19 protein-coding genes are annotated in these 20,732 nt (G+C 49.8%); 5 read left to right on the forward strand and 14 right to left on the reverse strand.

Annotated elements, in window-relative coordinates; all coding sequences use genetic code 11:
* The first annotated feature begins 166 nt into the window (after nucleotides 1–166).
* Nucleotides 167–2,971, forward strand: coding sequence for a GAF domain-containing protein (locus AC286M_RS31210; RefSeq protein ID WP_488208103.1), 2,805 nt, complete (start codon nucleotides 167–169; stop codon nucleotides 2,969–2,971).
* Between the two features lie 6 nt (nucleotides 2,972–2,977).
* Here the strand turns inward: AC286M_RS31210 and AC286M_RS31215 are convergent, their stop codons facing one another.
* The 3 genes from AC286M_RS31215 to AC286M_RS31225 form a co-directional block, all read right to left on the reverse strand.
* A complete protein-coding gene (locus tag AC286M_RS31215; RefSeq protein WP_488208104.1) occupies nucleotides 2,978–3,811 on the reverse strand; it encodes a hypothetical protein in 834 nt (277 codons plus the stop codon).
* 243 nt (nucleotides 3,812–4,054) lie between these two features.
* Nucleotides 4,055–6,130 carry an NAD-dependent DNA ligase LigA gene (ligA, locus tag AC286M_RS31220; RefSeq protein WP_488208105.1) on the reverse strand — a complete coding sequence of 692 codons (2,076 nt, stop codon included), beginning with the start codon at nucleotides 6,128–6,130 and terminating at the stop codon, nucleotides 4,055–4,057.
* A gap of 457 nt (nucleotides 6,131–6,587) precedes the next feature.
* Nucleotides 6,588–6,842 (reverse strand): hypothetical protein, encoded by a 255-nt coding sequence (locus tag AC286M_RS31225; protein ID WP_488208106.1) that lies wholly within the window; start codon nucleotides 6,840–6,842, stop codon nucleotides 6,588–6,590.
* Nucleotides 6,843–7,311: 469 nt separating this feature from the next.
* Between AC286M_RS31225 and AC286M_RS31230 the strand changes: the two genes are divergently transcribed.
* Together AC286M_RS31230 and AC286M_RS31235 are read left to right on the forward strand one after the other, a co-directional pair.
* Nucleotides 7,312–8,802 carry a serine/threonine protein kinase gene (locus AC286M_RS31230; RefSeq protein ID WP_488208107.1) on the forward strand — a complete coding sequence of 497 codons (1,491 nt, stop codon included), beginning with the start codon at nucleotides 7,312–7,314 and terminating at the stop codon, nucleotides 8,800–8,802.
* Between the two features lie 183 nt (nucleotides 8,803–8,985).
* Nucleotides 8,986–9,915 carry a tetratricopeptide repeat protein gene (locus AC286M_RS31235; protein WP_488208108.1) on the forward strand — a complete coding sequence of 310 codons (930 nt, stop codon included), beginning with the start codon at nucleotides 8,986–8,988 and terminating at the stop codon, nucleotides 9,913–9,915.
* Between the two features lie 106 nt (nucleotides 9,916–10,021).
* Here AC286M_RS31235 and AC286M_RS31240 read toward each other — a convergent pair whose 3' ends face one another.
* The 9 genes from AC286M_RS31240 to AC286M_RS31280 form a co-directional block, all read right to left on the reverse strand.
* Complete coding sequence (locus AC286M_RS31240; RefSeq protein ID WP_488208109.1) at nucleotides 10,022–10,822, reverse strand: rhomboid family intramembrane serine protease; 801 nt, start codon at nucleotides 10,820–10,822, stop codon at nucleotides 10,022–10,024.
* Between the two features lie 382 nt (nucleotides 10,823–11,204).
* Nucleotides 11,205–11,621, reverse strand: a complete 417-nt coding sequence (gene petE, locus AC286M_RS31245; protein WP_488208110.1) for a plastocyanin — start codon at nucleotides 11,619–11,621, stop codon at nucleotides 11,205–11,207.
* A gap of 164 nt (nucleotides 11,622–11,785) precedes the next feature.
* A complete protein-coding gene (gene psbV2 / locus AC286M_RS31250) occupies nucleotides 11,786–12,280 on the reverse strand; it encodes a photosystem II cytochrome PsbV2 (RefSeq protein ID WP_488208111.1) in 495 nt (164 codons plus the stop codon).
* A 179-nt stretch (nucleotides 12,281–12,459) separates the two neighbouring features.
* Nucleotides 12,460–12,951, reverse strand: coding sequence for a photosystem II cytochrome c-550 (gene psbV / locus AC286M_RS31255; protein ID WP_488208112.1), 492 nt, complete (start codon nucleotides 12,949–12,951; stop codon nucleotides 12,460–12,462).
* 244 nt (nucleotides 12,952–13,195) lie between these two features.
* Entirely contained in the window at nucleotides 13,196–13,390 is a 195-nt protein-coding gene (locus AC286M_RS31260) for a hypothetical protein (protein WP_488208113.1), read from the reverse strand.
* A gap of 140 nt (nucleotides 13,391–13,530) precedes the next feature.
* Nucleotides 13,531–14,481, reverse strand: a complete 951-nt coding sequence (gene accD / locus AC286M_RS31265) for an acetyl-CoA carboxylase, carboxyltransferase subunit beta (RefSeq protein WP_488208114.1) — start codon at nucleotides 14,479–14,481, stop codon at nucleotides 13,531–13,533.
* Nucleotides 14,482–14,757: 276 nt separating this feature from the next.
* On the reverse strand, nucleotides 14,758–14,931 hold the full coding sequence (locus tag AC286M_RS31270) for a hypothetical protein (protein ID WP_488208115.1): 174 nt from the start codon (nucleotides 14,929–14,931) through the stop codon (nucleotides 14,758–14,760).
* A 222-nt stretch (nucleotides 14,932–15,153) separates the two neighbouring features.
* The gene (locus tag AC286M_RS31275; protein ID WP_488208116.1) at nucleotides 15,154–15,975 is read right to left on the reverse strand and encodes a prepilin peptidase; all 822 of its coding nucleotides are present in this window, start codon (nucleotides 15,973–15,975) and stop codon (nucleotides 15,154–15,156) included.
* Between the two features lie 258 nt (nucleotides 15,976–16,233).
* Nucleotides 16,234–16,464, reverse strand: coding sequence for a hypothetical protein (locus tag AC286M_RS31280; RefSeq protein WP_488208117.1), 231 nt, complete (start codon nucleotides 16,462–16,464; stop codon nucleotides 16,234–16,236).
* A 403-nt stretch (nucleotides 16,465–16,867) separates the two neighbouring features.
* Here AC286M_RS31280 and AC286M_RS31285 point away from each other — a divergent pair, with 403 nt between their 5' ends.
* A complete protein-coding gene (locus AC286M_RS31285; RefSeq protein WP_488208118.1) occupies nucleotides 16,868–17,674 on the forward strand; it encodes a sulfite exporter TauE/SafE family protein in 807 nt (268 codons plus the stop codon).
* Nucleotides 17,675–17,965: 291 nt separating this feature from the next.
* Here the strand turns inward: AC286M_RS31285 and AC286M_RS31290 are convergent, their stop codons facing one another.
* Nucleotides 17,966–19,132 carry a slr1353 family protein gene (locus AC286M_RS31290; protein WP_488208876.1) on the reverse strand — a complete coding sequence of 389 codons (1,167 nt, stop codon included), beginning with the start codon at nucleotides 19,130–19,132 and terminating at the stop codon, nucleotides 17,966–17,968.
* Nucleotides 19,133–19,385: 253 nt separating this feature from the next.
* On the opposite strand from AC286M_RS31290, the gene AC286M_RS31295 reads away from it, so the two are divergent.
* Nucleotides 19,386–20,252 carry a MeeY/MeeF family manganese export membrane protein gene (locus tag AC286M_RS31295; protein WP_488208119.1) on the forward strand — a complete coding sequence of 289 codons (867 nt, stop codon included), beginning with the start codon at nucleotides 19,386–19,388 and terminating at the stop codon, nucleotides 20,250–20,252.
* Between the two features lie 83 nt (nucleotides 20,253–20,335).
* On the opposite strand, the gene AC286M_RS31300 is transcribed toward AC286M_RS31295, so the two are convergent.
* The gene (locus AC286M_RS31300) at nucleotides 20,336–20,536 is read right to left on the reverse strand and encodes a heavy-metal-associated domain-containing protein (RefSeq protein ID WP_488208120.1); all 201 of its coding nucleotides are present in this window, start codon (nucleotides 20,534–20,536) and stop codon (nucleotides 20,336–20,338) included.
* Nucleotides 20,537–20,732: the final 196 nt, after the last annotated feature.

Here is a 20,732-nt window from a genome sequence, read left to right on the forward strand (position 1 = left end):
CGGCTCAGTCGATCCGTAAGTGCGAACGGCCTATTCCAGGAAAATAGAATATGCTGGTGTTACTATCGAACTTGCCAGTGGCAATCTAGAGATGAGCTATGGGGAACCTTAGCCGCTGAATTTGACTGTATTGACTGACCGGGTCTCTCTTGAGTGCTGTCACACTATGACTTCCTCGACTCCTAGCAGCATGTTGGCTGCGATTTCTCAGGTTAACAACTCTGCTAATCTGACTCACCGTGTTCAGGATCTGCCCACGCCTAAATTTATTGATCTGCTCGATCAGATAACCCGCGAATTTGAGCACTTCTTGCGGGCGATCGACATGATCAACAACGAAAATCTAGAGCGAATGCTGGAGCAGATCCTCGAAGCATTTACGCTCAAGATTGGTCAGATCTTGCAGGCTGAGCGCACAACGATCTTCATGGTAGATCGGGAAAAAAAGCAGCTCTGGTCAAAAATTGCTGAGAATTCCTTAGAAATTCGCATTCCCATGAATAAGGGAATTGCAGGACGAGTTGCGACGACAGGAGAATGCCTCAATATTCCAGACGCTTACAGTCATCCACTATTTAACCCAGAAGTCGATAAGAAGACGGGCTATCGGACGCGCAATATTCTCTGCCTGCCCATTTTCACCTCCAATGACGAGGTCGTAGCAGTTGTACAGCTGCTGAATAAAATCGGTGACGCGCCATTTGATCAGCAGGATGAGCGCAGCTTTAGAGAATTTGCCGCCTCGATTGGCATTATTCTAGAAAGCTGCAACAAGTTTTATATCGCCGCCCGTAACCAAAAAGGCGTGGAAGCGCTGCTGAAGGCAACGTCCTGTCTGGGCCAAACGCTGGATTTGGAGAAGACGCTGCGGGTGGTGATGGACGAAGCCCGCGACTTGATGAGTGCCGATCGCAGCACGCTTTTTTTGCTGGATCGCGAGAAGAATCAGCTTTGGTCAAAAGTTGCCAACGCCGACAACACCAGCATTATTGAATTGCGCTTTCCCGCTGATAAAGGAATTGCGGGCTACGTGGCCTCGACGGGCGAAACCGTTAACATTCCAGACGCCTATAAAGATCCGCGTTTTGACCCCAGTTCCGACAAGCGCACGGGCTATTTGACCCGCAATATTCTCTGTATGCCCGTGTTTAACTCTTCTGGGGCACTGATTGGCGTCACGCAGTTGATCAATAAGCATCAGGGTAGCTTTACCAACTCGGATGAAGAGTTCATGCGGGCGTTCAATATCCAGGCAGGGGTGGCGCTAGAGAATGCCCAACTGTTTGAAAACGTCTTAGTGGAAAAGCAGTACCAGAAAGACATGCTGCAAAGCCTGTCCGATGCGGTGATTTCTACGGATATGTCGGGTCGAATTGTCACAATTAACGATGCGGCCCTTCAGCTGCTGGGTTGTCCACTACAGGAGAAAGCTAGCAACGAGCATGACAGTGTTCAAAATTCGGCAGAGCAGCAAAAAGCCCGTAGCAAAGCTGCCAACAGCCGGGAGGCCGTCAACGGCAAGCTGCGGCAGCTTTGGGAATCGAACTTGCTGAATCGGTTTGTATGGGAAGTTGTAACGCTAGATGGACTGCAGGGGCGCTTAGTAGACAGTCTGCAAAATGCCGTGCGGCAGTACGTGCCAGAACAAGGGCTTTGCGTGGGCATTTATACGCTGTCTCCGGGCGGCGAAGAAACGGTTCAGACCTCTGCCAATCAGCGTGACGCCAATGGTTCACAGAGCACTGGAGATAGTGCTGGAAATACTGTAGACAACACAAAGCTGTCTATTTTGGCGATTCCGGCTGGGAAGAATACCGATGTTTATTTGCCCTGGAACCGCTGTTATTTAGAGCAAGTAGAGGGTGCGATCGCAACTCCATCTGAATCCGGAAGCACCAACGGCAACGGCCATGAGTCAGCACCAGCCGCTGAAGCCATGCCCTGGCCGCGCTTTATTCCCGCTGCCCAGGTTCAGCAGGTAGAGCGCAGCATTAACCTAACAGTCAATCCTCTGACGAACCCAGAAGGCGGCGTGCGGGGTGGCCTGATTGTCTTAGAAGACATTAGCCAAGAAAAGCGGATGAAGACTACCCTCTACCGCTATATGACGCCAGGTGTAGCCGAACGAGTGATGGCGTTGGGCGAAGATGCGCTGATGGAAGGCGAACGGAAAGAAGTTACTATCCTGTTCTCCGATATTCGCGGCTACACGACTCTGACCGAAAATCTGGAAGCGGCAGAAGTGGTGCGGCTGCTCAACGACTACTTTGAAACGATGGTTGAGGCCGTCTTTGACTGCGAAGGAACCCTCGATAAGTTCATCGGCGATGCTTTGATGGCCGTCTTTGGCGCACCGCTGCCGCTGGAAAATCATGCGCTAGCTGCAGTCAAATCAGCGCTCGACATGCGTCATCGACTTGTGGTGTTCAACCGCGAGCGCGCGGGGCAGTCGGAAGCCCAAATCCGAATCGGGATCGGCATTAGTTCCGGCGAAGTGGTTTCGGGCAACATCGGTTCCCAGAAGAAAATGGAATACACCGTCATCGGCGACGGGGTCAACCTCAGCTCTCGCTTGGAAAGCATCACGAAGCAATACGGCTGCGATATCGTGATCAGTGAGCACACCTACGAGATGTGTAAGCCAATGGTCTGGGTGCGCGAGCTGGATTTAATCCGTGTGAAGGGCAAGAATGAACCCGTCGGTATCTACGATGTTCTCGATTTCAAAGAGCATCCGCTATCCGCTGATTTAGAAGCCTTTTTGGAGATGTTTCGGCAGGGACGAGCGGCTTACACCAACGGTAATTTTGAGCAGGCCATTCGCACCTTTAAAGAAGCTTACGACCTCAGTCCACAGGCACTGGGCCGCCCCGATGAAGCCTGCAAGCTGTTTATCAATCGTTCCGAAGATTACAAGGCTGCACCACCACCTGATGATTGGGGTGGTGTCTTCACGATGAAGAATAAATAGGCGAGATTAATCTGGTTCCGGCCATCTCCAGCTATAGCGATTCCATTCGTAGACGCCCTGAATTTCAAATTCGCGTCCGTTTTCAAATCGGACGGTGCAGGTGGTGAATTGACGGTAGCTGTCGGGTGTCGTGAAGGCATCGTCCTCGCTCTCGCGTAGTGCGATGACAGTACATAAAATCCATTCCCGCAGGCAGGGGCCACTGTCCTGCACCCATTCCCACAGGCCATTGGAGACTTCAATTTGGTCGCCAACCTTCAGCTTCAGGTCATGGGGATCTAAATACTTGGCAAGGTGCGTGGCCTGTACACGATTGAGCCACTGCGGGCCGTAAAAATCGCGGATAAACTGAAGCTCACCGGAACTACTGCCGCTGAGCCAATCATTTAATAAGCTAGTTTTCCAATTTTCCGTTTGATGACTCTGCCGCTGAATAAAGGCCAGAAACGCACTGCGATGTTCCGGCGTCATTTCATCTAGCGGATTGTCAGCTCCATCATCGCTTCCGTCCAAATCCCGAGCTGATTCGGAATGCCCCATGTCGGGTAGAGCCGATTCTAATTTATCAATCGCTTGTTGCCTCATATTCTCGTTCGTCGAGTCAGTATCAGGCTGATCTGGAATTAAATCCGAATCAAGATGAGGCGTTGCATCTTCGGCCACCGATTGATCCGTCGTCGTTAAACTCGGATCGGGTGCGGTTGAGGTCGTCGCGCGGTGGGCAGACATCACCTGCTGCAAGACCTGACGCTGTTGGGGCGTGAGCGGACTACCCAGAAAATCGCACTGAGCAGCGGCAGCTTTTAAAACGGCTTTAATATCAGCATCGCTAAACGACATAGGACGCTAACCTCAATAATCCCCAAGGTGGGCTGAATGGGTAATGCGACGGACTTACTGATTCCGCCTTGGCATTGTGAAAGATTTGTTTACGAATTTAATAGTTAAGACTAATGAATTCGTAACGTTTCCGCAAATGCGATCGCACTTGACGGGGATCGCTACAGGTATTGATTTGGCAACAAAAAATAGCCGTCGAGGCTCAAAAATCAAGGCTTAGCGACCGTGACAATTCGGCCAGCTTTATGAATTTGAGTTTAATAAATTTAACAATTCTGCCTCGGTTAGGATGGGAATCGACAACGATTGCGCTTTTTCCAGTTTCGATCCCGCGTCTTCACCGACCACGACGTAATTAGTTTTGCGACTGACGGAACCTGTGACTTTGCCGCCTGCCTGCTCAATCAGATCTTTGGCTTCATTGCGAGAGAGCGTAGGTAACGTGCCAGTTAAGACAAAGGTTTGTCCAGCCAAGGCGGAAGCCGTTGCAAATTCCGTTCCGGCGGCAGTCGGTTCTGCCTTGAGCTGTAGGCCCTCTGTCCGGAGTCGCTCAATCAGCGCTTGATTCGCAGGCACTTGGAACCACTGGTAAACCGACTGAGCAATTTCAGGGCCAATGCCGTAGACCTGCTCAATGTCCTCTGGAGATGCCGCTGCCAGTGCTTCCACGCTAGGGAATGCCTCGGTTAGCAGCTTGGCGTTGACGCTACCCACATGACGAATACCTAGCCCGTAGAGCACTCGCGACCAAGGCCGCGCCGTGGAATCTTGAATCGCCTGCACTAACTTCTCGGCAGACTTTTGGCCCATCCGCTCCAGCGGCAGCAGGTGATCTACCGTCAAGTCATACAAATCAGCCACCGATTGGACTAACTCCTGCTCCACCCACTGCTGAATCAGCCGCTCACCCACACCATTAATATCCATCGCGTCGCGGCTGACCCAGTGACTTAGCGAGCCCCTTAGAATGGCCGGACAGGAGGTATTAATACAGCGAGTAACCGCTTCACCCTCCGGCTTCACCACGGGCTGACCACATTCGGGACAGTGGGTGGGCATGTGATATGGCTCGGCCCCCGCAGGCCGCAGTTCCGGCAGCACCCGCACCACTTCCGGAATAATTTCTCCCGCTTTCCGCACGATGACGGTATCGCCGAGGTGTAGATCCAGTTCCAAAATGCGATCGCGATTATGCAGCGTTGCTCGCGACACGGTTGTACCTGCTAACTGTACAGGTTCAAGCTCAGCCACAGGCGTCAGTGCCCCGGTGCGGCCCACCTGCACGGTCACATGCTTGAGCTTAGTCGGCAACTCTTCGGCGGGATATTTAAGTGCGATCGCCCAGCGGGGAAATTTTTGGGTGAAGCCCAGTTCCGATTGCAGGTCGTAGCTATTCAGCTTGACCACCACGCCATCGGTCAAGTAAGGCAGATCGTGGCGGCGCGTATCCCAGTCTTCAAAATAGGCCAGTACGCCCTCAAGCGAGTCTGATACCAGGCGATTGGGATTTACCTTAAACCCGATTGCCTGCAACACGCGCAGCGCTTCCCACTGAGTACGCGGCGGCATCTGGGCGGGAGCTGGCTCGTCATCCGGGACGGCCACTTCAATTGATTCCACCTGTCCGGGTAAGTGCAGCGTGTAGGCAAAAAAATCGAGCCGCCGCTGCGCCACAATCCGCGAGTCCAACTGACGTAATGTTCCCGCTGCTGCGTTGCGTGGATTAGCAAATAGCGCCTCGCCCGCCTCTTCGCGTTCTTGGTTAATCTGAGCGAACGTATCCAGCGGCAAGAAGGCTTCTCCCCGCACCTCGACCTGAGCCGGAGGAGGCTCCAAATTGAGCCGCAGTGGAATCGAGCGAATCGTCTTGATATTTTGGGTAATGTCTTCACCTTCTACGCCATCGCCGCGAGTAGCACCGCGCACCAGAACACCATTTTCATAGGTAAGCGCGATCGCAGATCCGTCAATCTTTAGCTCAGTCACATATTCAAACTGAGACACCTCTGGCGCGATTTTTTGACAGCGGGTTTGCCAATCCGCCAGTTCCTGCTCATTAAAGGCATTCTCCAAACTGTACAGCGGGATATTGTGCCGCACCGATTTGAACTGGGTTGCGGGCCGCTCTCCCACTCGCTGCGTGGGGCTGTCCGGCGTAATCCATTCCGGATGCTGCGCTTCGATATCCTGTAGTTCCCGGTAGAGACGGTCATAGACCGCGTCTTCCATAACCGGGTTATCCAGCACGTAATAGGCATAGCTAGCGGATTGTAGAGTTTGGCGCAGTTGCTCAAGCTGCTGGCGTTCGGCTGACGTCATGGTGTGCTAATGCTGACTCAGAGGTTGATCAGTTTACGGTTAAACGACTGTAACTGTAGCAGGTGCAGCGCCAAATACACCATCAACCATTTCCCTTCTTTCGGCAATCCTCAAACAATAACGACTCTTTATGTAGTAGCGCGACACGCCTAAAATGCGGGGTTGTCCCATTCCTTAAAACAGCGATCTTGTAGAGTGGGCACTGCCCACCTTACCCAGCAAATTAAGCTGGCCGCGCTAGTAGGCTGAACTCACACAGCAAAAATCATGGCCTAACTGCCACTTACCCTTATTTCGGATTCATTCAGTTCATCCAAGAATAGTGGGTTAAAGGGTGAGAATGTTTCGCCCCCGCAATAACGCTGCATATTAACGTTGTATATTCTGATGCCAAGCTCAATCTAAACGACTAAGGGCAACCAGAATAATCCATCAAAAACGAATTTTATAATACTATCTATTGCATCACCATCAGCAACGTCAGCATGCGATGCTTGAACTCGGCTAAAGAACCATCTGGATACATTTCTGTGTGACTACCATTATCCGTTACCTGCCAAACGTACTGATTTTCGCCAAACCTCAAAAGACCCAATTCTAACAGCGATGCATCACTTTTATCCTGCCGTCGCACCTGCTGATTAATATTGCGTACGGCATTAATTAATACCTGCTTTTCTGCTGCTGGCAACTGGCGTACGTAAGGAGACATACACAGTTGAACTAAGCTAAAACCTTTACGACGCAAACAATTTCCAAGCTGAACAATCGGAATCAGTTTGGGAGTTTTCGTAGCCATAAAGTAAACTTTGAATTCATTAATCGTCACCTTAAACAACAATCGTGAAGAACTCGAAAAGAGTCTTATTTTCTATACTTTCTATTTACAGCCAAAGGACTATACCCTTTATTTTTGATACCAGAAATGATCAAGATCAGTCATCTAGCAGGCTGAGATCACTACCAATCTGTGCGTAAATCACATTAGTGGGGTTGAAGTCTATTGGGTATTGCTGATTTCAGGGATAATTGGGAGCAGGAACATCACCTCTAAATCCCAATTCATCACTGATCAAGCATCCCTATCCCATCCATTGAATAGACTGGCCTTTTAGGTTGAGACAGCGTCAATGATCCACACCGAGCAAGTGCTAGCCTAAACGACTTATCAGTTCTATATCATGTTGAAACCTCATGATGTCTTGCGCGATCGCTACCAACTCCAGCGCAAGCTTGGGCAAACGGCAGGTCGGCAAACCTGGCTGGCACACGATCAGGCCAGTCAACCACCGCTTCCCGTGATTATTAAACTGCTGGCCTTTGTCGATCAGGTTAATTGGGACACGCTCAAGCTGTTCGAACGCGAGGCCAATATCCTACAGCAGCTAAGCCATCCGGCTATTCCGCAATATCGCGATTATTTTTCGATCGATGATCGCGTGCTGTGGTTTGGCCTGGTGCAGGACTATATTCCCGGTCATTCCCTCAGCGAACTAATTCAGCAGGGCCAGCGATTTTCTTTGCGACAAGTTCAGCAAATTGCAGCGGATTTGCTGCAGATTCTGTTTTATCTGCACAGTCTGACTCCGCCTGTTTTCCATCGCGATATTAAGCCGAGTAACCTGATTTTGGATGAGTGCGATCGCATTTTTCTCATCGACTTTGGGGCAGTGCAAGACCGCACCGCGATTGAAGGTTCGACGTTCACCGTTGTCGGCACCTATGGCTATGCACCAATGGAACAGTTCGGCGGACGCACGGTTGCGGCTTCTGACTTGTATTCTCTCGGCGCAACCTTGATTCACCTACTCACGGGCGTATCACCAGCCGATTTACCCCAGCGCAATTTGCAAATTCAGTTTGAAGATCAGGTCAATCTGCCGTCTAGCTTTGTTCGATGGCTGCAAGTCCTGACGCATCCTGACGTAACGCAGCGATTTGCTTCGGCTCAAGCTGCACTAGATGCACTACAGCAAACCTCGGCTGTGGCCAATACTGCGGTGAAAGTAAAACCTAAACAGTTGCCTACTCCGTCTGCCAGTCATCCATCTGGATCTTCATCTGGAATCGTAAGACGCAAACGAAGAGCAAGACGCATTGAACAGGCAATGTATTTTCAGAGCTCTCCATCTCGACCTGTCGCTGAATCTGATCTGGGTTATGTTGAAATTATCGAATCTCCAGAAACATTGATAATTGCGATTGCGAATGAAAACATTCCTGTTTCATCTTGGCTTGCTGCCAGTGGAGCAAGCATATCTTGCTTAGGGATAGTAACTTTGATGGCAGCCCAGTCTTTTCTCATATTTCCTGCCATTTTCGTTAGCTTTCTTCTCTTATGCTTTGCCTGGGAACTAGGATCTACCACGCGCGTCATTTTTCAACACAGTACATTTACGATCGTGAATGATCCACCTAGTTGGTTCAGCAAAGTGCTGGGTCGTTCCTTTGCCAAACAAATCAGCACAAGTCTATCTTCTACAGGCTCAATCAGTGCAATTCAAGCCATCATTCAGCATGATATGGAATTTGTTCATGGCAAGTCGCGGAAATCCCATCGAGTTGTGACGATTCAAACCCAGACGAAGGATTTCTCATTTGGTAAAGGATTAAAGCGGCATGAATGTGAATGGATTGTTCAAACTATTCTTCGTTGGCTGGCGTCTAGATAGCTAGACCTGCCGGATTGTATCTAACCGTTACATCTGCTCCAGCCACGTTTCAGTCGCGCAAATTCAGTCACCGTAGGTATTTAGACTACTACCGTCTCCAAGATCGCAGATTTAAAACTGAATTTCTCTACAATTTTTCGGTTCCGCTTCTAGAATGTCAGTGGAGTTTTTTGGAACGCGGCTGTGTTTGATAAGCAGAATCGCTGGTTAGTTAGTACTGTTTTAATCATTGCGGTGGTTGCCTTCGCAGGATTATCGTTTTCCTTTGTCGCACCCAGCATTAGTTCTGCTTTGCGACGAAATAATGATTCAGCGACTGATCCAAATGCCACAGCAACGACTGAAGCACAACAGTCTGAGCTAGCAACGCAGGCTCAGGGTTATGAGCTAGTTCTAGAACGAGAACCCGATAATCAAACCGCACTGCGAGGGCTGATCGATACCCGTATCCAGCTCAACGATATTGAAGGCATTGTTGAACCGCTCAAGAAACTGGTCGAGTTGAACCCTGGTCAGCCTGAATATGCAGTGCTGCTGGCTCAAGCTCAACAACAAACCGGCGACATGGAGGGAGCAGCCCAAACCTATCGCTCTGCTCTAACCGAACGCCCCGGTGATATGAACGCCCTGCGCGGACTAACCAGCCTACTGGTTAATCAGGGCCGCCCCCAAGCCGCCATCGGCCTCTTGCAGGACACGCTGCAAACCGCTGACCAGGCGAACCAGGTGCAAGCAGGTAGCGTGGATGTCACATCCGTGAAGCTGCTGCTGGGTGAAGTCTATGCTCAGCAGGGTCGCTACGACGAAGCGATCGCACTTTACGATGAAGCAATTGAGAGCAACGCGCAAGACTTTCGCCCGGTTCTCTCAAAAGCAATTGTGCTTCAGCGGCAGGGTAAAACGGAAGAAGCAAAAAGTCTATTCACGACGGCATCGGCACTGGCTCCGGCAGAGTTTAAAGACCAAATTAACCAGATGGCCGCTGGTAACTCTGTTCTTACTCCTGAAGCTCCTAATGCAGAAGGAGAAGCGACAGAAGGAGAAGCCACTGCGCCAGCAGAAACCGAAACAGAGGTCACGCCTGAATCTGACGAAGCGGCAGAAGCAGAATAAGGTTTTTTCACTTCTCTTTTCTCTACCCTCTAAAAAGAATCGCCTCTGTCCGGACAGAGGCGATTCTTTTATCTGGGAGACAGACATTTAGGAATGATGCAAACTGCTACTTGAATTCGCTGGCCGAGAGTTCATCCTGATCTGAGGTACGTTGATCCGGTATTTGCTGATCCGGCTCAGGCGCACGTGATTCAGCCACAATCGAAGAATCCGATGAAAACACGCCAAATAATGGGGCCAACAGAGCACCAAAGACAAAACCACCAGCATGGGCCCAATAGGCAATTCCTCCATTCGCCATACCGATATTAGTCTGGGCTTCGAGACTGGCAATACCGTATAGGGCCTGCTGCACAAACCAAATTCCCAGGTAAAAAATAGCGGGAATTCGAATAGTCGTAAAAATAAAGAAAATTGGCACCAGCGTCAGAATTTTGACGCCTGGGAAGCGGACAATATAGGCTCCCATCACACCTGCGATCGCACCACTGGCCCCAAGTGAGGGCACATCAGAAAGTGGAGCAAAAAACCACTGGGCCAGCACAGCTAAGATACCGCAGCCAACATAAAACAGCAGGAATTTTGCACCACCCAGCTTTTCCTCGACATTGTTGCCAAAAATCCAGAGATACAGCATGTTGCCTGCAACATGCAGAAAGCCGCCGTGCAAAAACTGCGATGACACAAGAGTCAGCATTTCTCGTATCGTTTGGCTTTCTGGCAAATAACCCTGAAAGCCCGCCGTCAATTGGACGGGTACAACGGCCCACTCGCGCATGAAGAGCTGGAGCTGCTGTGGAGACAGCGTTAGCTCATAGATAAAAACGAGAATATTGATTGCAATGAGACCATACGTAACATAGGGGGTAATCCGGATAGGATTTTCATCTCGAAGTGGGATGACCACAGGACATTCAACCTTTTAAGTATCAACTGTAGATGAGTGATGCAAATTGCTCCGGCAACAAAACCATTATCTTTGAGAACCATCAGATAAAAAGCTGTTTTTATGGCAAATTTGCAGCAAAAACCAGTAAAAAGTTTATCTACTTGTAAATGAATTAGCCTCTAGCCATCGGCAGAAGGTACAACAGACAAACACAACAAAGGCCAACCTTGAGTACAGCCTGCACGTCAAGATTGGCCTTCATGGATTGGGCATCGTCACAAAGTTTGAGCTAGCTCGACAGACGTTGAACAAATTCAGCGTTTGCGATCGCATCTTATTTTGCTTTGCTTACGCTGCCCAACCTTTCATCTTTTGCCCAAATATATGCGAATGGCTCAAATTAGCCTTCAACGGTAATCTTGCCAACCATACCAGCGCCCCGGTGAGGTGCGCAGTAGTAGGTATAAGTTCCAGCAGGCATATCGGAGGTGAAGGTTACCTCGTAGGTTTCGCCAGGGCTGAACATCAGCTGATCATGAGCTAGCTTATCAGCTAAAGACTTGTCGCCAGGAATATTAGCGGCATCAAAAACAATGTTGTGGGGAGGTAGCTTGTTGTTAACCCACTTCACTGTGTCACCAGGCTTGACTGTGACATCAGATGGCACGAACTGAAGCATGCCGTTGTCTGCCCCCATCTTTACTGTGACGGTGTCAGCAGCAGCAGGAGATGCAGCTAGCACGAGGCTACCCAGCACGACTGCAACTGTAACGAGGGCTAGACTTAAACTCCGCAAAACTCGAACAATTTGTTTCATAGAAAACCTCAGGAGATTTAAGCTGAATCCATTACACCGTTAAGATTCTAACCTGTAATGTCCTGATTCTGAAGCTGAGCCGCGAATTCGTAAGGATTTTCCTAGAGATTTTGCGGGTGCGATCGCAGGCGACTCACCACGGCCCAAGCCAGCATACCAGTCAGCTAAATATCTTCAACAAACGTTTCACTGCCCCAACCAGGAGCCACTTCAGCCGCCCGCAAAACGAACGCCCCTAATTTTTCGAGTTCCGCTCTGGGCAGCCAGTTCTCAGTCACTTGCCGACAGAGAAAGTTAATATCTGAACCGTCGTAGGTCATAGGTTCACGCATATAAGCGATAAAGCCATCTAAATTACTGCGGGGTGGATTCGCGCCGTCTAGTGCCTGCAATGACAGAGAAACCACCGGATTTGGCAGCGTCGCTCCACCAACATGACAGTTAATACAGCTCTCCTTGAATAGTTCCTTGCCCTCCGTCAGCTGCTCAGGCGTAAACTGCTTCGTTTGTCCTTGATCATTTAAGGGAATCTGAACAGGTTCCGTCGCTTTCAAAAACTCTGCCACATAGTGATCAGGAGCCGCATATCCTGCAGCCGGATGCGCCACCAGCCCAACGACAAACAGAATGCCAATCAGGAATAATCGAATAATTCGCACGGGATTTAATGAACTCTCGCAGTGTGTTGTTGTCGTCAATGAATATAACGCTTCAAACTAAACAAGCTGAAGATTAAAGCCGGACTACACCAGGGTGAGCCAGATATTAATCCTCAGCCTATTGCTTAGTAATTGGGTTGAAACGAATTTAACTGTAGGCAAAAAGCCCTTCATGGAGGCTAGTTGTAGGCCTTACCACCACCCCACATTTCGCCTTTCACCTTAGGCTGTACCAGAATGTGACCCGCAATATCAACCAAGTCGTCTTCGGTCAAATTACGCATTTTGGGAAATACATCGGCACTCTTGGTGCTGGGATGCAATTCAGCAATGTCAGTCAACCCGTCATAGGTGGTTGGCTCATGCATGTAATCGACCAGAGCCTCTAGGTTGTCACGTGCAGGCAGCGCACCTGCCAACGATTCTGGATCGAGACCAACGTTTGGATTCGTTTTGGTACCTCCACCCAAATGGCAGATGGCACAGGCATAATTAAACAGTCGCTTGCCTTCAGTTAGCTGCTTAACGCTCAGCGTCACAGTATCACCTTGTGAATTGAGCTTAACGGTGCGGGAAGCTTCGTCTAGCTCCGCAGCGACCGCATTCCCAACAAACAAATGGCAGACAAAAAACACGGTGGCGACCGCAAGCCAAATGTATTTCTTAAGCATGATTCTCCTCAAAATGTGGCTTGGTTATCCAACACTCAACACAGCAGAGCTTTGACACTCTTAGAATCTAATCAAAAAGCAGGCAGTGCCCTGCTCCAGATTAGTTGGGATGGAACTTGGAATTATAGTCAGGACAAATGTCCCCATATGAGAGCAGGTTTACTTCATGCTGCAAACCATGCACTAGCCGATCCTGTGCAACTGAGATCGGATTGAGATCGTCCGCAATCAAAGCACTCTGAAGCTAAGGGTTACCGGGATCCTGGGAGCGCTGCCTGACCATCAGAGCTTGAATAACGGCTTTCGCGTCTTCTAGCGCTAAACGAGTTTCAGCATCGCGGTAGGTAATTGCAAGTTTGTCGCAGATCTCACAAACTGCTGCAACTGAGCAGTGATGGTCTTCTGCAATTTCTGCGATCGATAAATCTGCAAATCCCATAGTTGCTACTGGTATTAGGATTGAGCGATCTCAATATGAATATCATGCCACCGAATCGGCGCTTTCCCAATAGATTGAAGCAGAGTCTGTGTATTTGTTCGACATTTATTAGATATTTTGTTGCATTCTGAGCAGTCAATTCACAGCGATTCGCTGCTCAGATGACCAACCGAAATTGGTTCAGGACGATTGTGTAAAAAGTGGCTAGCCGCAGCTTCTGGCGCTGAACGCGGCTGAGGTTGATGTAAGCGAATCAGCTGGTATAGCGTCTGCTTCATCTGGGTACGGGGGACGATCGTATCGACAAAACCGTGCTCCAGTAAATATTCGGAAGTCTGGAAATCGTCGGGTAGCTTTTCCCGTAGGGTTTGTTCAACAACGCGTCGTCCAGCGAAACCAATGGTCGCTTTGGGTTCAGCAATAATAATGTCGCCCAGCATGGCAAAACTAGCGGTAACGCCACCCGTGGTGGGATGGGTCAAAACCGGAATGTAGAGGAGTTTGGCTTCCCGGTGCCGCTCTAGAGCAGCAGAGATTTTGGCCATTTGCATCAGGCTCAACATACCTTCTTGCATACGAGCACCGCCCGAGGCGCAGACAATGATCACTGGCAACTGTTCGTGGGTCGCATGTTCGATGAGTCGGGTCAGCTTTTCACCGACAACGGAGCCCATGCTGCCGCCCATGAATCGGAAATCCATCACACCTAGGGCAACGGAGAGTCCTTCCATGCGACCAATTCCGGTTTGCACAGCGTCGGATAGCTTGGTTTTGCTTTGATACTCACGAATGCGATCGCTGTAGGGTTTGCGATCGCGAAACTGGAGTGCATCTACGGGCTTTAAATCAGTATCAAGCGGCTGCCAGGTATCGGCATCAATTAGCTGATGAATTCGCTCATCGCTAAAAATCCGCACATGGTGGCTACATTCGGGACACACCATCTGATTTGTGCGCAGGTCTTTGGTATAGGTTAAGACACCACAGGCTTCACATTTAGCCCAGAGGCCATCCGCAATTTCACGTTCTTGACGTTCTTTGCTGATAGGGCCAGACTTTTGCCGATTTGCAAACCAATCAAATAAAGACATGAAAACCGATATGTTCCTATATGCTAAGTAAAATTGTGATTCAGACGGGATTAGGTTCGGCCATTTTGTCTAAGCTGTGACCTTACTAATTGACTTTACTAATTGAGACGGGTGAGAACGCTGAGGCCACCAGAACACGCTAGATATCTTGCCACACTGTAGCGGGTCGATTATCCGCTAGGCGATTTGATCGGGGGTGTGAGGAGCAACAAGAACGCAATGGGCAAAACATCTAGGTTTATTGGCGTTTCCAGCGTATGGAGGACAGAGAGTAAATTAGTCTTCTATAGGTTCCGCAGGTTCCGCAGGTGAGCTGAGTAATAGGCGAGCTGTCCATTGATCAGAACTTTGCACCTGTAGGTCGGCCGGGCTGCTAACTCCCAAATAGGCAGCTAGTCCCTGATCGACAATCCGAGCTGGGATGTTGTGTGCCGCTAGGATTTGCTGCATGAGTTCAGCTTCCCACCGAGTATTCGTAGATTTTATTGTGATCCAGGTCACAGGATGATTTTATCAAAAAACTTCAACGTTTCTGATGACCACAGCCCCGATGGTGAGGCTCAGGCTGAGTAGTAGAGCTGGGTAATAGTGAGTGAGAGTCATTTCTGCTGTATGAGTTTCACCTAGACAGCAAAATGTTGATCTGGAGGCCTATGGTTGAATTTTATCAGGTTAAAAAGAGGGGAAAAAGATCTGGAGGTACTGCTGAATGAGAGCTGTCCCCCATAAAGCTGCGATCGCAGTTCCCAGGGCTAAGAACGGGCCAAAGGGCATTGGTTGTCGTCGTCGCCAAAGGCCAAGTGCGATCGCACCGCCGCCCACAAATGCGCCCAGCGCACAGGCTAAAAACCCTGCGGCTAAAAACAATTTCCATCCTAACCAAGCTCCCATCATCGCTGCTAGTTTGGCATCGCCTCCACCCATCGCCATCTGCCCCAACAGCATTGAGCCGACAATCGTGACAATATCCAGTAGCCAAATCCCCAGCACCGTGCCCACAATCCCACCCATCAGGTAGCTCGCTGCCGATGCCACAGGTGTTGGCTGCTGTAGTCCCAACCAAACCTGAAATCCAAGGCCAACGAATAACCCCGAACCCGTCAGCACATTGGGCAGCGTCATTGTGTCGAGATCGATCATGGACAGGGCGAGCAGCCAACTAAACAAAATCCAACAACCGACCATCGGCCAGGTTAACCCCAAAACCCAAAACGGGATCAGGAACAATAAACCTGTTAAGGCTTCAACTAAAGGATACCGACTGGGGATTGGCCATTTGCAGAAGCGACATTTTCCCCTGAGCCACAGCCAGCCCAAGACGGGCACATTGTCATAAGCTTTCAGTCGTCGGTGGCAGTTGGGGCAGCGCGAAGGCGGATGCAGCACCGACAGTCCGGCTGGTAGCCGATAAATTACAACATTCAGGAAACTGCCAACTGCGGCCCCCAACGCAAAAATAATCAAATGGGGCAGGACGAAAAATAACGCATCCATGTCGGAATACAGCGCTGTGCGCTCTGATAAAAGCAAGCTTTTGTATTTTGGCATTTACGCTCATGTAGCGACGAAAATACAAAAGCTGACTTCGTCAGCATGGGGGTTGAGGAATTTGTAAATCTTGATCTGTAAAGCGTATAGAGAAAGGGTGGGCAGCGCCCACCTTACAAGTCAAAACCAAACGTCCTGGGACAGACTGCGCGAAAACCTATCATCAAAAGATTCAGAATCTTGGCCAGGACGTTCATCAGGGTATTAATAAAGCTGCGCCTCAATTAAATCTAATGGGATGAAGGTTTCCTGTGGCAATAAAACTGGGCGCTCAGTGTAAATCAGTTTGCCCCGACGGGTTTTGCGGCTGATCGCGATGCCAAAGGGGCGACGTGTATCATCTGGATGAACTTCATAGTAAGTTTGGTAAATTTGCCGAGCAGCTTGGATGAGTTCTGGATCTAGAAGAATGTAGGAATCTCCGGGTGTTTCCATGTCCCTTCGTGAGGTGCCTTGTTGACGAGATTGTGTAACGTATACCACCACTTTTCCCCAATCGATGACTAGCACTGTACTGGATTTGACAGCAGGGAGCAACTTTAAAGGTTTTTGTTAACAGATTGACTGAGCGTTGCCACATTGCCGAATCAAAAACAGGTACGAACGCCGCTCAGTGTATAAGTCTAGCCACCTGCAAGCGCAGTTCAATCACAAATTGTTACGTGGCATTGTTACGCGGCAGGGAACTTGTGGTTTGTGTCGTGTCCCTCTAGTCCAGTGGGTACTGAATCGTTCTGAGTCTTGATTAGGAGATGAAGCGGATTTCGTATGCTAACTGACAAAGAGTAAAACCGACTCGGTATACTGTCCTGGTATTCGTGTCGTGGTCAGGAGCAGAATGGAAGATTGGTTGACGTTGGCTGGAGCTGGCGTTTTTTCAGGAATTTTAGCTGGCTTCTTGGGAATTGGGGGCGGAACGGTTCTCGTGCCTATTTTGGTGACCTTGGGTAATACCCCAGTTCAAGCGGTAGCAACCAGTAGTTTGGCGATTGTCGTGACTTCAATTTCCGGCAGCATCCAGAATTGGCGCATGGGCTATCTCGACTTTCGCAAAGTTCTACTGCTGGGGCTACCTGCGATCGCAACTGCATGGCTAGGCTCTATCATTGCGGATCGCGCTCCTTCTCATTGGCTACTGGTGGCCTTCAGCATTTTGCTGTTAGTCAACATCTACCTAGTTGGCATCAGGAAACGCCTCAAAACCGAACGAGCAGAAGGCGGACAAGCTTCTATGAATCCGACTTTTGCCCGCTTGTTGACAGGCGGACTAGCTGGCTTTTTAGCCGGAATCTTCGGCATTGGCGGCGGTGTGATTATGGTGCCACTGCAAATGCTACTGCTGGGAGAACCGATTAAAACAGCCGTGCGCACCAGCCTTGGGGTCATTATCATCACCTCAATTTCTGCCGTTGTCAGCCACGCAGTTCAAGGTAATGTGCTGTTCGCCCCCGGTTTAATTCTGGGATTCGGTGGCCTGATGGGGGTGCAGATTAGCACTCGCTTTCTACCCAAAATTCCAGATAAATGGGTCAGCCTCATGTTCCGGACACTGCTGTTCCTGCTGGCGATTTATATCCTCTGGCAAGCTTGGAATGAATATCAGAATCCGATCTCAGCCATGTGGCAACTTCACTTTGTTAGCTAGCTGGCCAGAACTATAATCATTTGCTAAACCCCAAGACTGTTGTGTAAAGACCATTGCGTAACAGCCATGCTGAGCATGGCTGTTACGCAATGGTCTTGGGGTTCAAACTAACTTTGGGATCGATTGGCAGTTTGTCCAGTTTGGATTGTGGGGGTATTCCTTGGGCAATCACCCCACAATCCAAACTGGACGCTGTACTAGTAGCCTGCTCAGGGTGGAAATGAGTGATAGGTTGAAGATATTGCGAGGCAATATCTTCAACCTATCACTCAAAACACACTTAACAAAGCACTAGAACGGAGACTGTGACGGAGATGGTTGTGTCTGGAGGTAAGCCAGGAAAGCCAATAGTTCATCATCCGTGAGCTGTTGCCGCGATTGCTTATTGTAGGTTTGCTCTAAATGCTTACGCCCATCCTGCTTTGACCAACCCAAACGGCGCATTTCCACGTCAATTTGGGCAATTTCGTCGGAACGATCAATCACTGGATTTGTCGGTGAATTTGAGGATGCAGACTTAGTTGACTTAGCGGATTTGGCAGTCTTAGCCTTAGTGGCCTTGGCTGGAACAGTCGCTTCGGTTTCAGTCGGGGGCGCAAAATCTTCATCCGGTAATTCAGGTTCTAACGGATCGTCCCCTAGGAAGGGAATGGCCTGATTGTCTTCTGGTTCGTTGCCATTCTGTCCGGCCAAGCTCGGTGATTGAAGTCGATCGGGTTCTACAGTGGATGCCTGGTTCCAAGGTTGAGCGACGCTTTCTTCGGTCGCAGCCGCATACAGATCGGCAACGGGTTTCGGTGAAGTCTGACTGGGAACAGGAGTAATTGAGAAATTCGTAGGCAAGGTGGAGTCGGGTGCTGCCGATAAATCAACCGACCAATCAGGTGATCCTGCAACCGAATCTGCAACCGATGTAGCAGTTGAGCTAGTGGGCGTGTCGGTAGGGTTAACCTTGGCCGCGGGTGCCGCTGGAGCTTGCGATTGGGACGATGCCACTACAGTCGATGGGGGATGAGACAAGCCCGTCGCACCACCATTAATCGGAGTCGGAACAACAGGTGACGGTGCGGGGCTGGGACGAGGACTGCTAGCTGCCAGATTAGCCGCTGCGATCGCACTTCCACTCCCACTGGTTTGACTTGCGGCCACGTTCGGCTGCAAATTCGGTTGCATCGACAGTCCGGGCAAGAACTGAGGCTGTAGAGGAGGCTGTAGAGCAAGTCCTTCGGTTGGGGTGATCGGATTGGACAGCTGGTTGAACATTTGTAAGGCGCGCAGACGGGCTTGATCCTCGGCAGCTTCAACCGTTGGTGCCGCCGCCATACCGGTTGCGATCGCCCGATCACCCACGTTAATTAGTGCCCTCACCACATAGTTGCCGTCATGAATAGTCAGAAGCTCGGTAATCAGACCGCCAGACGGATAGCGGGTTTGAAATTGGGCAAACAAAGATTGCATCACAGCCACTTACTCTAAACTCATCGTGCAGCTTGAGAACACATATTATGCCTCATTTCCCTAGTCTGCCACCTGCCTTTTCTGAGGCGTAACATGGTCGTATCTGCTTTGGTCTAAATTTAAATATAAAAACAATGTCTTACGCTGGGATCAGCCAGTGTTGAGAGTAAGCAAGTTATTCTAAAGAGACTGCGCTCTGTTCTTCCAAATTGAACTTGGCTCATTTTGAAACGGTTGTACGCATAACACATTAATGTTGGATTCTTTACTCAGTTATTCCTCCAACGTCGGAGTTGATACGTTGCTACTGCTGCCAGTGCTCATTGCGCTGGAGGCCGTGTTATCGGCAGATAATGCGATCGCACTAGCGGCAATTGCCCAAGGTCTAGGAAGCGGTACCATGCAGCGGCGTGCCCTCAATGTGGGTCTGGTCATTGCCTTTGTCCTCAGAGTGGTGCTGATTTTGACGGCAACTTGGGTACTGCGATTCTGGCAGTTTGAAGTTTTGGGTGCCTGCTACTTGCTGTGGCTAGTGTTTCAGCACTTCTCTGCTGAGGAAGACGATGAACACCAGCATCACGGGCCAAAATTCCAGACTATTTGGCAAGCCGTTCCGATTATTGCGCTGACCGACCTGGCTTTCTCGCTGGATAGCGTCACAACTGCGATCGCAATTTCTCGTGAAACCTGGCTGGTGATTACGGGCGGCCTAGTCGGCGTCATCACGCTGCGGTTCATGGCGGGTCTATTTATCCGCTGGTTAGATGAATACGTTCACTTAGAAGATGCCGGATTTATCACCGTCGGATTTGTTGGCGTTCGGCTCCTAGTGAGGGTCATCAATGAAAACTGGGTGCCCCCAGAATGGGTCATGGTGTCGCTAATTGCCATTCTATTTATTTGGGGCTTTTCCAAACGGGTTGATGAAGAACCTAAGATTGCTGCAGACGGCCACCACGTAAACAAACTCAACCAAAACGGTTTATCTCCAGTCGAAGTGGATGACTCAGAAACCAATGATCATGATGAAGATCGGTCTCGGCTAGCGTCCAAAATTGCCGTCAGTGAAGCCACCAGCAGCGAAAGCAACCAGCGAGAAGCAAACTCAAATCGTGCGTAGAGCTGTTGAAATCACAGCCTAATCAACAAGCTAGAAGGGATGGTTGCCAGGCAACCATCCCTTCTAGCTTGTTAAGACTTAACCTATGAGCTAACAGTGTAGCCTGCGGCTTCAATCGCCTGCTTGATTTCAGTTTCTGAGGCCGTGCTATTAATTTGGACATCCTTAGTTTTGGGATCAGCTTGAACGCTGGCTTTGCCATCAACAGCCTGCACCGCTTTGGTGATGGTTTCAGCACAGGCAGCGCAGGCCATGTTCGGAACCTTGATTGCGAGTTGAGTCATAATGATTTCCGGCTGGCAGTAAAGTTATCCGTATGAACTTTCTCAATTGCCTCAATTCTTGCACAATCATGAGGGGGTTCTGTTCTAGATCTGTGGTTGGTGGTTGTGGAGGGGCGCGAAACGCCCCTCCACAACCACCAACCACAGGTTTGAAACACTACCTCATGAGGGGATAAGGTGAACGCAATTTAGTAAC

The sequence above is a fragment of the Thainema salinarum CENA647 genome (assembly GCF_057732415.1).

Bases quoted from the DNA above. Each gene is read 5' to 3' on its own strand.
- AC286M_RS31210 (WP_488208103.1), top strand. From the start codon at position 167: ATGACTTCCTCGACTCCTAGCAGCATGTTGGCTGCGATTTCTCAGGTT.
- AC286M_RS31215 (WP_488208104.1), bottom strand. From the start codon at position 3,811: ATGTCGTTTAGCGATGCTGATATTAAAGCCGTTTTAAAAGCTGCCGCT.
- ligA (WP_488208105.1), bottom strand. From the start codon at position 6,130: ATGACGTCAGCCGAACGCCAGCAGCTTGAGCAACTGCGCCAAACTCTA.
- AC286M_RS31225 (WP_488208106.1), bottom strand. From the start codon at position 6,842: ATGTCTCCTTACGTACGCCAGTTGCCAGCAGCAGAAAAGCAGGTATTA.
- AC286M_RS31230 (WP_488208107.1), top strand. From the start codon at position 7,312: ATGTTGAAACCTCATGATGTCTTGCGCGATCGCTACCAACTCCAGCGC.
- petE (WP_488208110.1), bottom strand. From the start codon at position 11,621: ATGAAACAAATTGTTCGAGTTTTGCGGAGTTTAAGTCTAGCCCTCGTT.
- psbV (WP_488208112.1), bottom strand. From the start codon at position 12,951: ATGCTTAAGAAATACATTTGGCTTGCGGTCGCCACCGTGTTTTTTGTC.
- AC286M_RS31260 (WP_488208113.1), bottom strand. From the start codon at position 13,390: ATGGGATTTGCAGATTTATCGATCGCAGAAATTGCAGAAGACCATCAC.
- accD (WP_488208114.1), bottom strand. From the start codon at position 14,481: ATGTCTTTATTTGATTGGTTTGCAAATCGGCAAAAGTCTGGCCCTATC.
- AC286M_RS31270 (WP_488208115.1), bottom strand. From the start codon at position 14,931: ATGCAGCAAATCCTAGCGGCACACAACATCCCAGCTCGGATTGTCGAT.
- AC286M_RS31275 (WP_488208116.1), bottom strand. From the start codon at position 15,975: ATGGATGCGTTATTTTTCGTCCTGCCCCATTTGATTATTTTTGCGTTG.
- AC286M_RS31280 (WP_488208117.1), bottom strand. From the start codon at position 16,464: ATGGAAACACCCGGAGATTCCTACATTCTTCTAGATCCAGAACTCATC.
- AC286M_RS31285 (WP_488208118.1), top strand. From the start codon at position 16,868: ATGGAAGATTGGTTGACGTTGGCTGGAGCTGGCGTTTTTTCAGGAATT.
- AC286M_RS31290 (WP_488208876.1), bottom strand. From the start codon at position 19,132: ATGCAATCTTTGTTTGCCCAATTTCAAACCCGCTATCCGTCTGGCGGT.
- AC286M_RS31295 (WP_488208119.1), top strand. From the start codon at position 19,386: ATGTTGGATTCTTTACTCAGTTATTCCTCCAACGTCGGAGTTGATACG.
- AC286M_RS31300 (WP_488208120.1), bottom strand. From the start codon at position 20,536: ATGACTCAACTCGCAATCAAGGTTCCGAACATGGCCTGCGCTGCCTGT.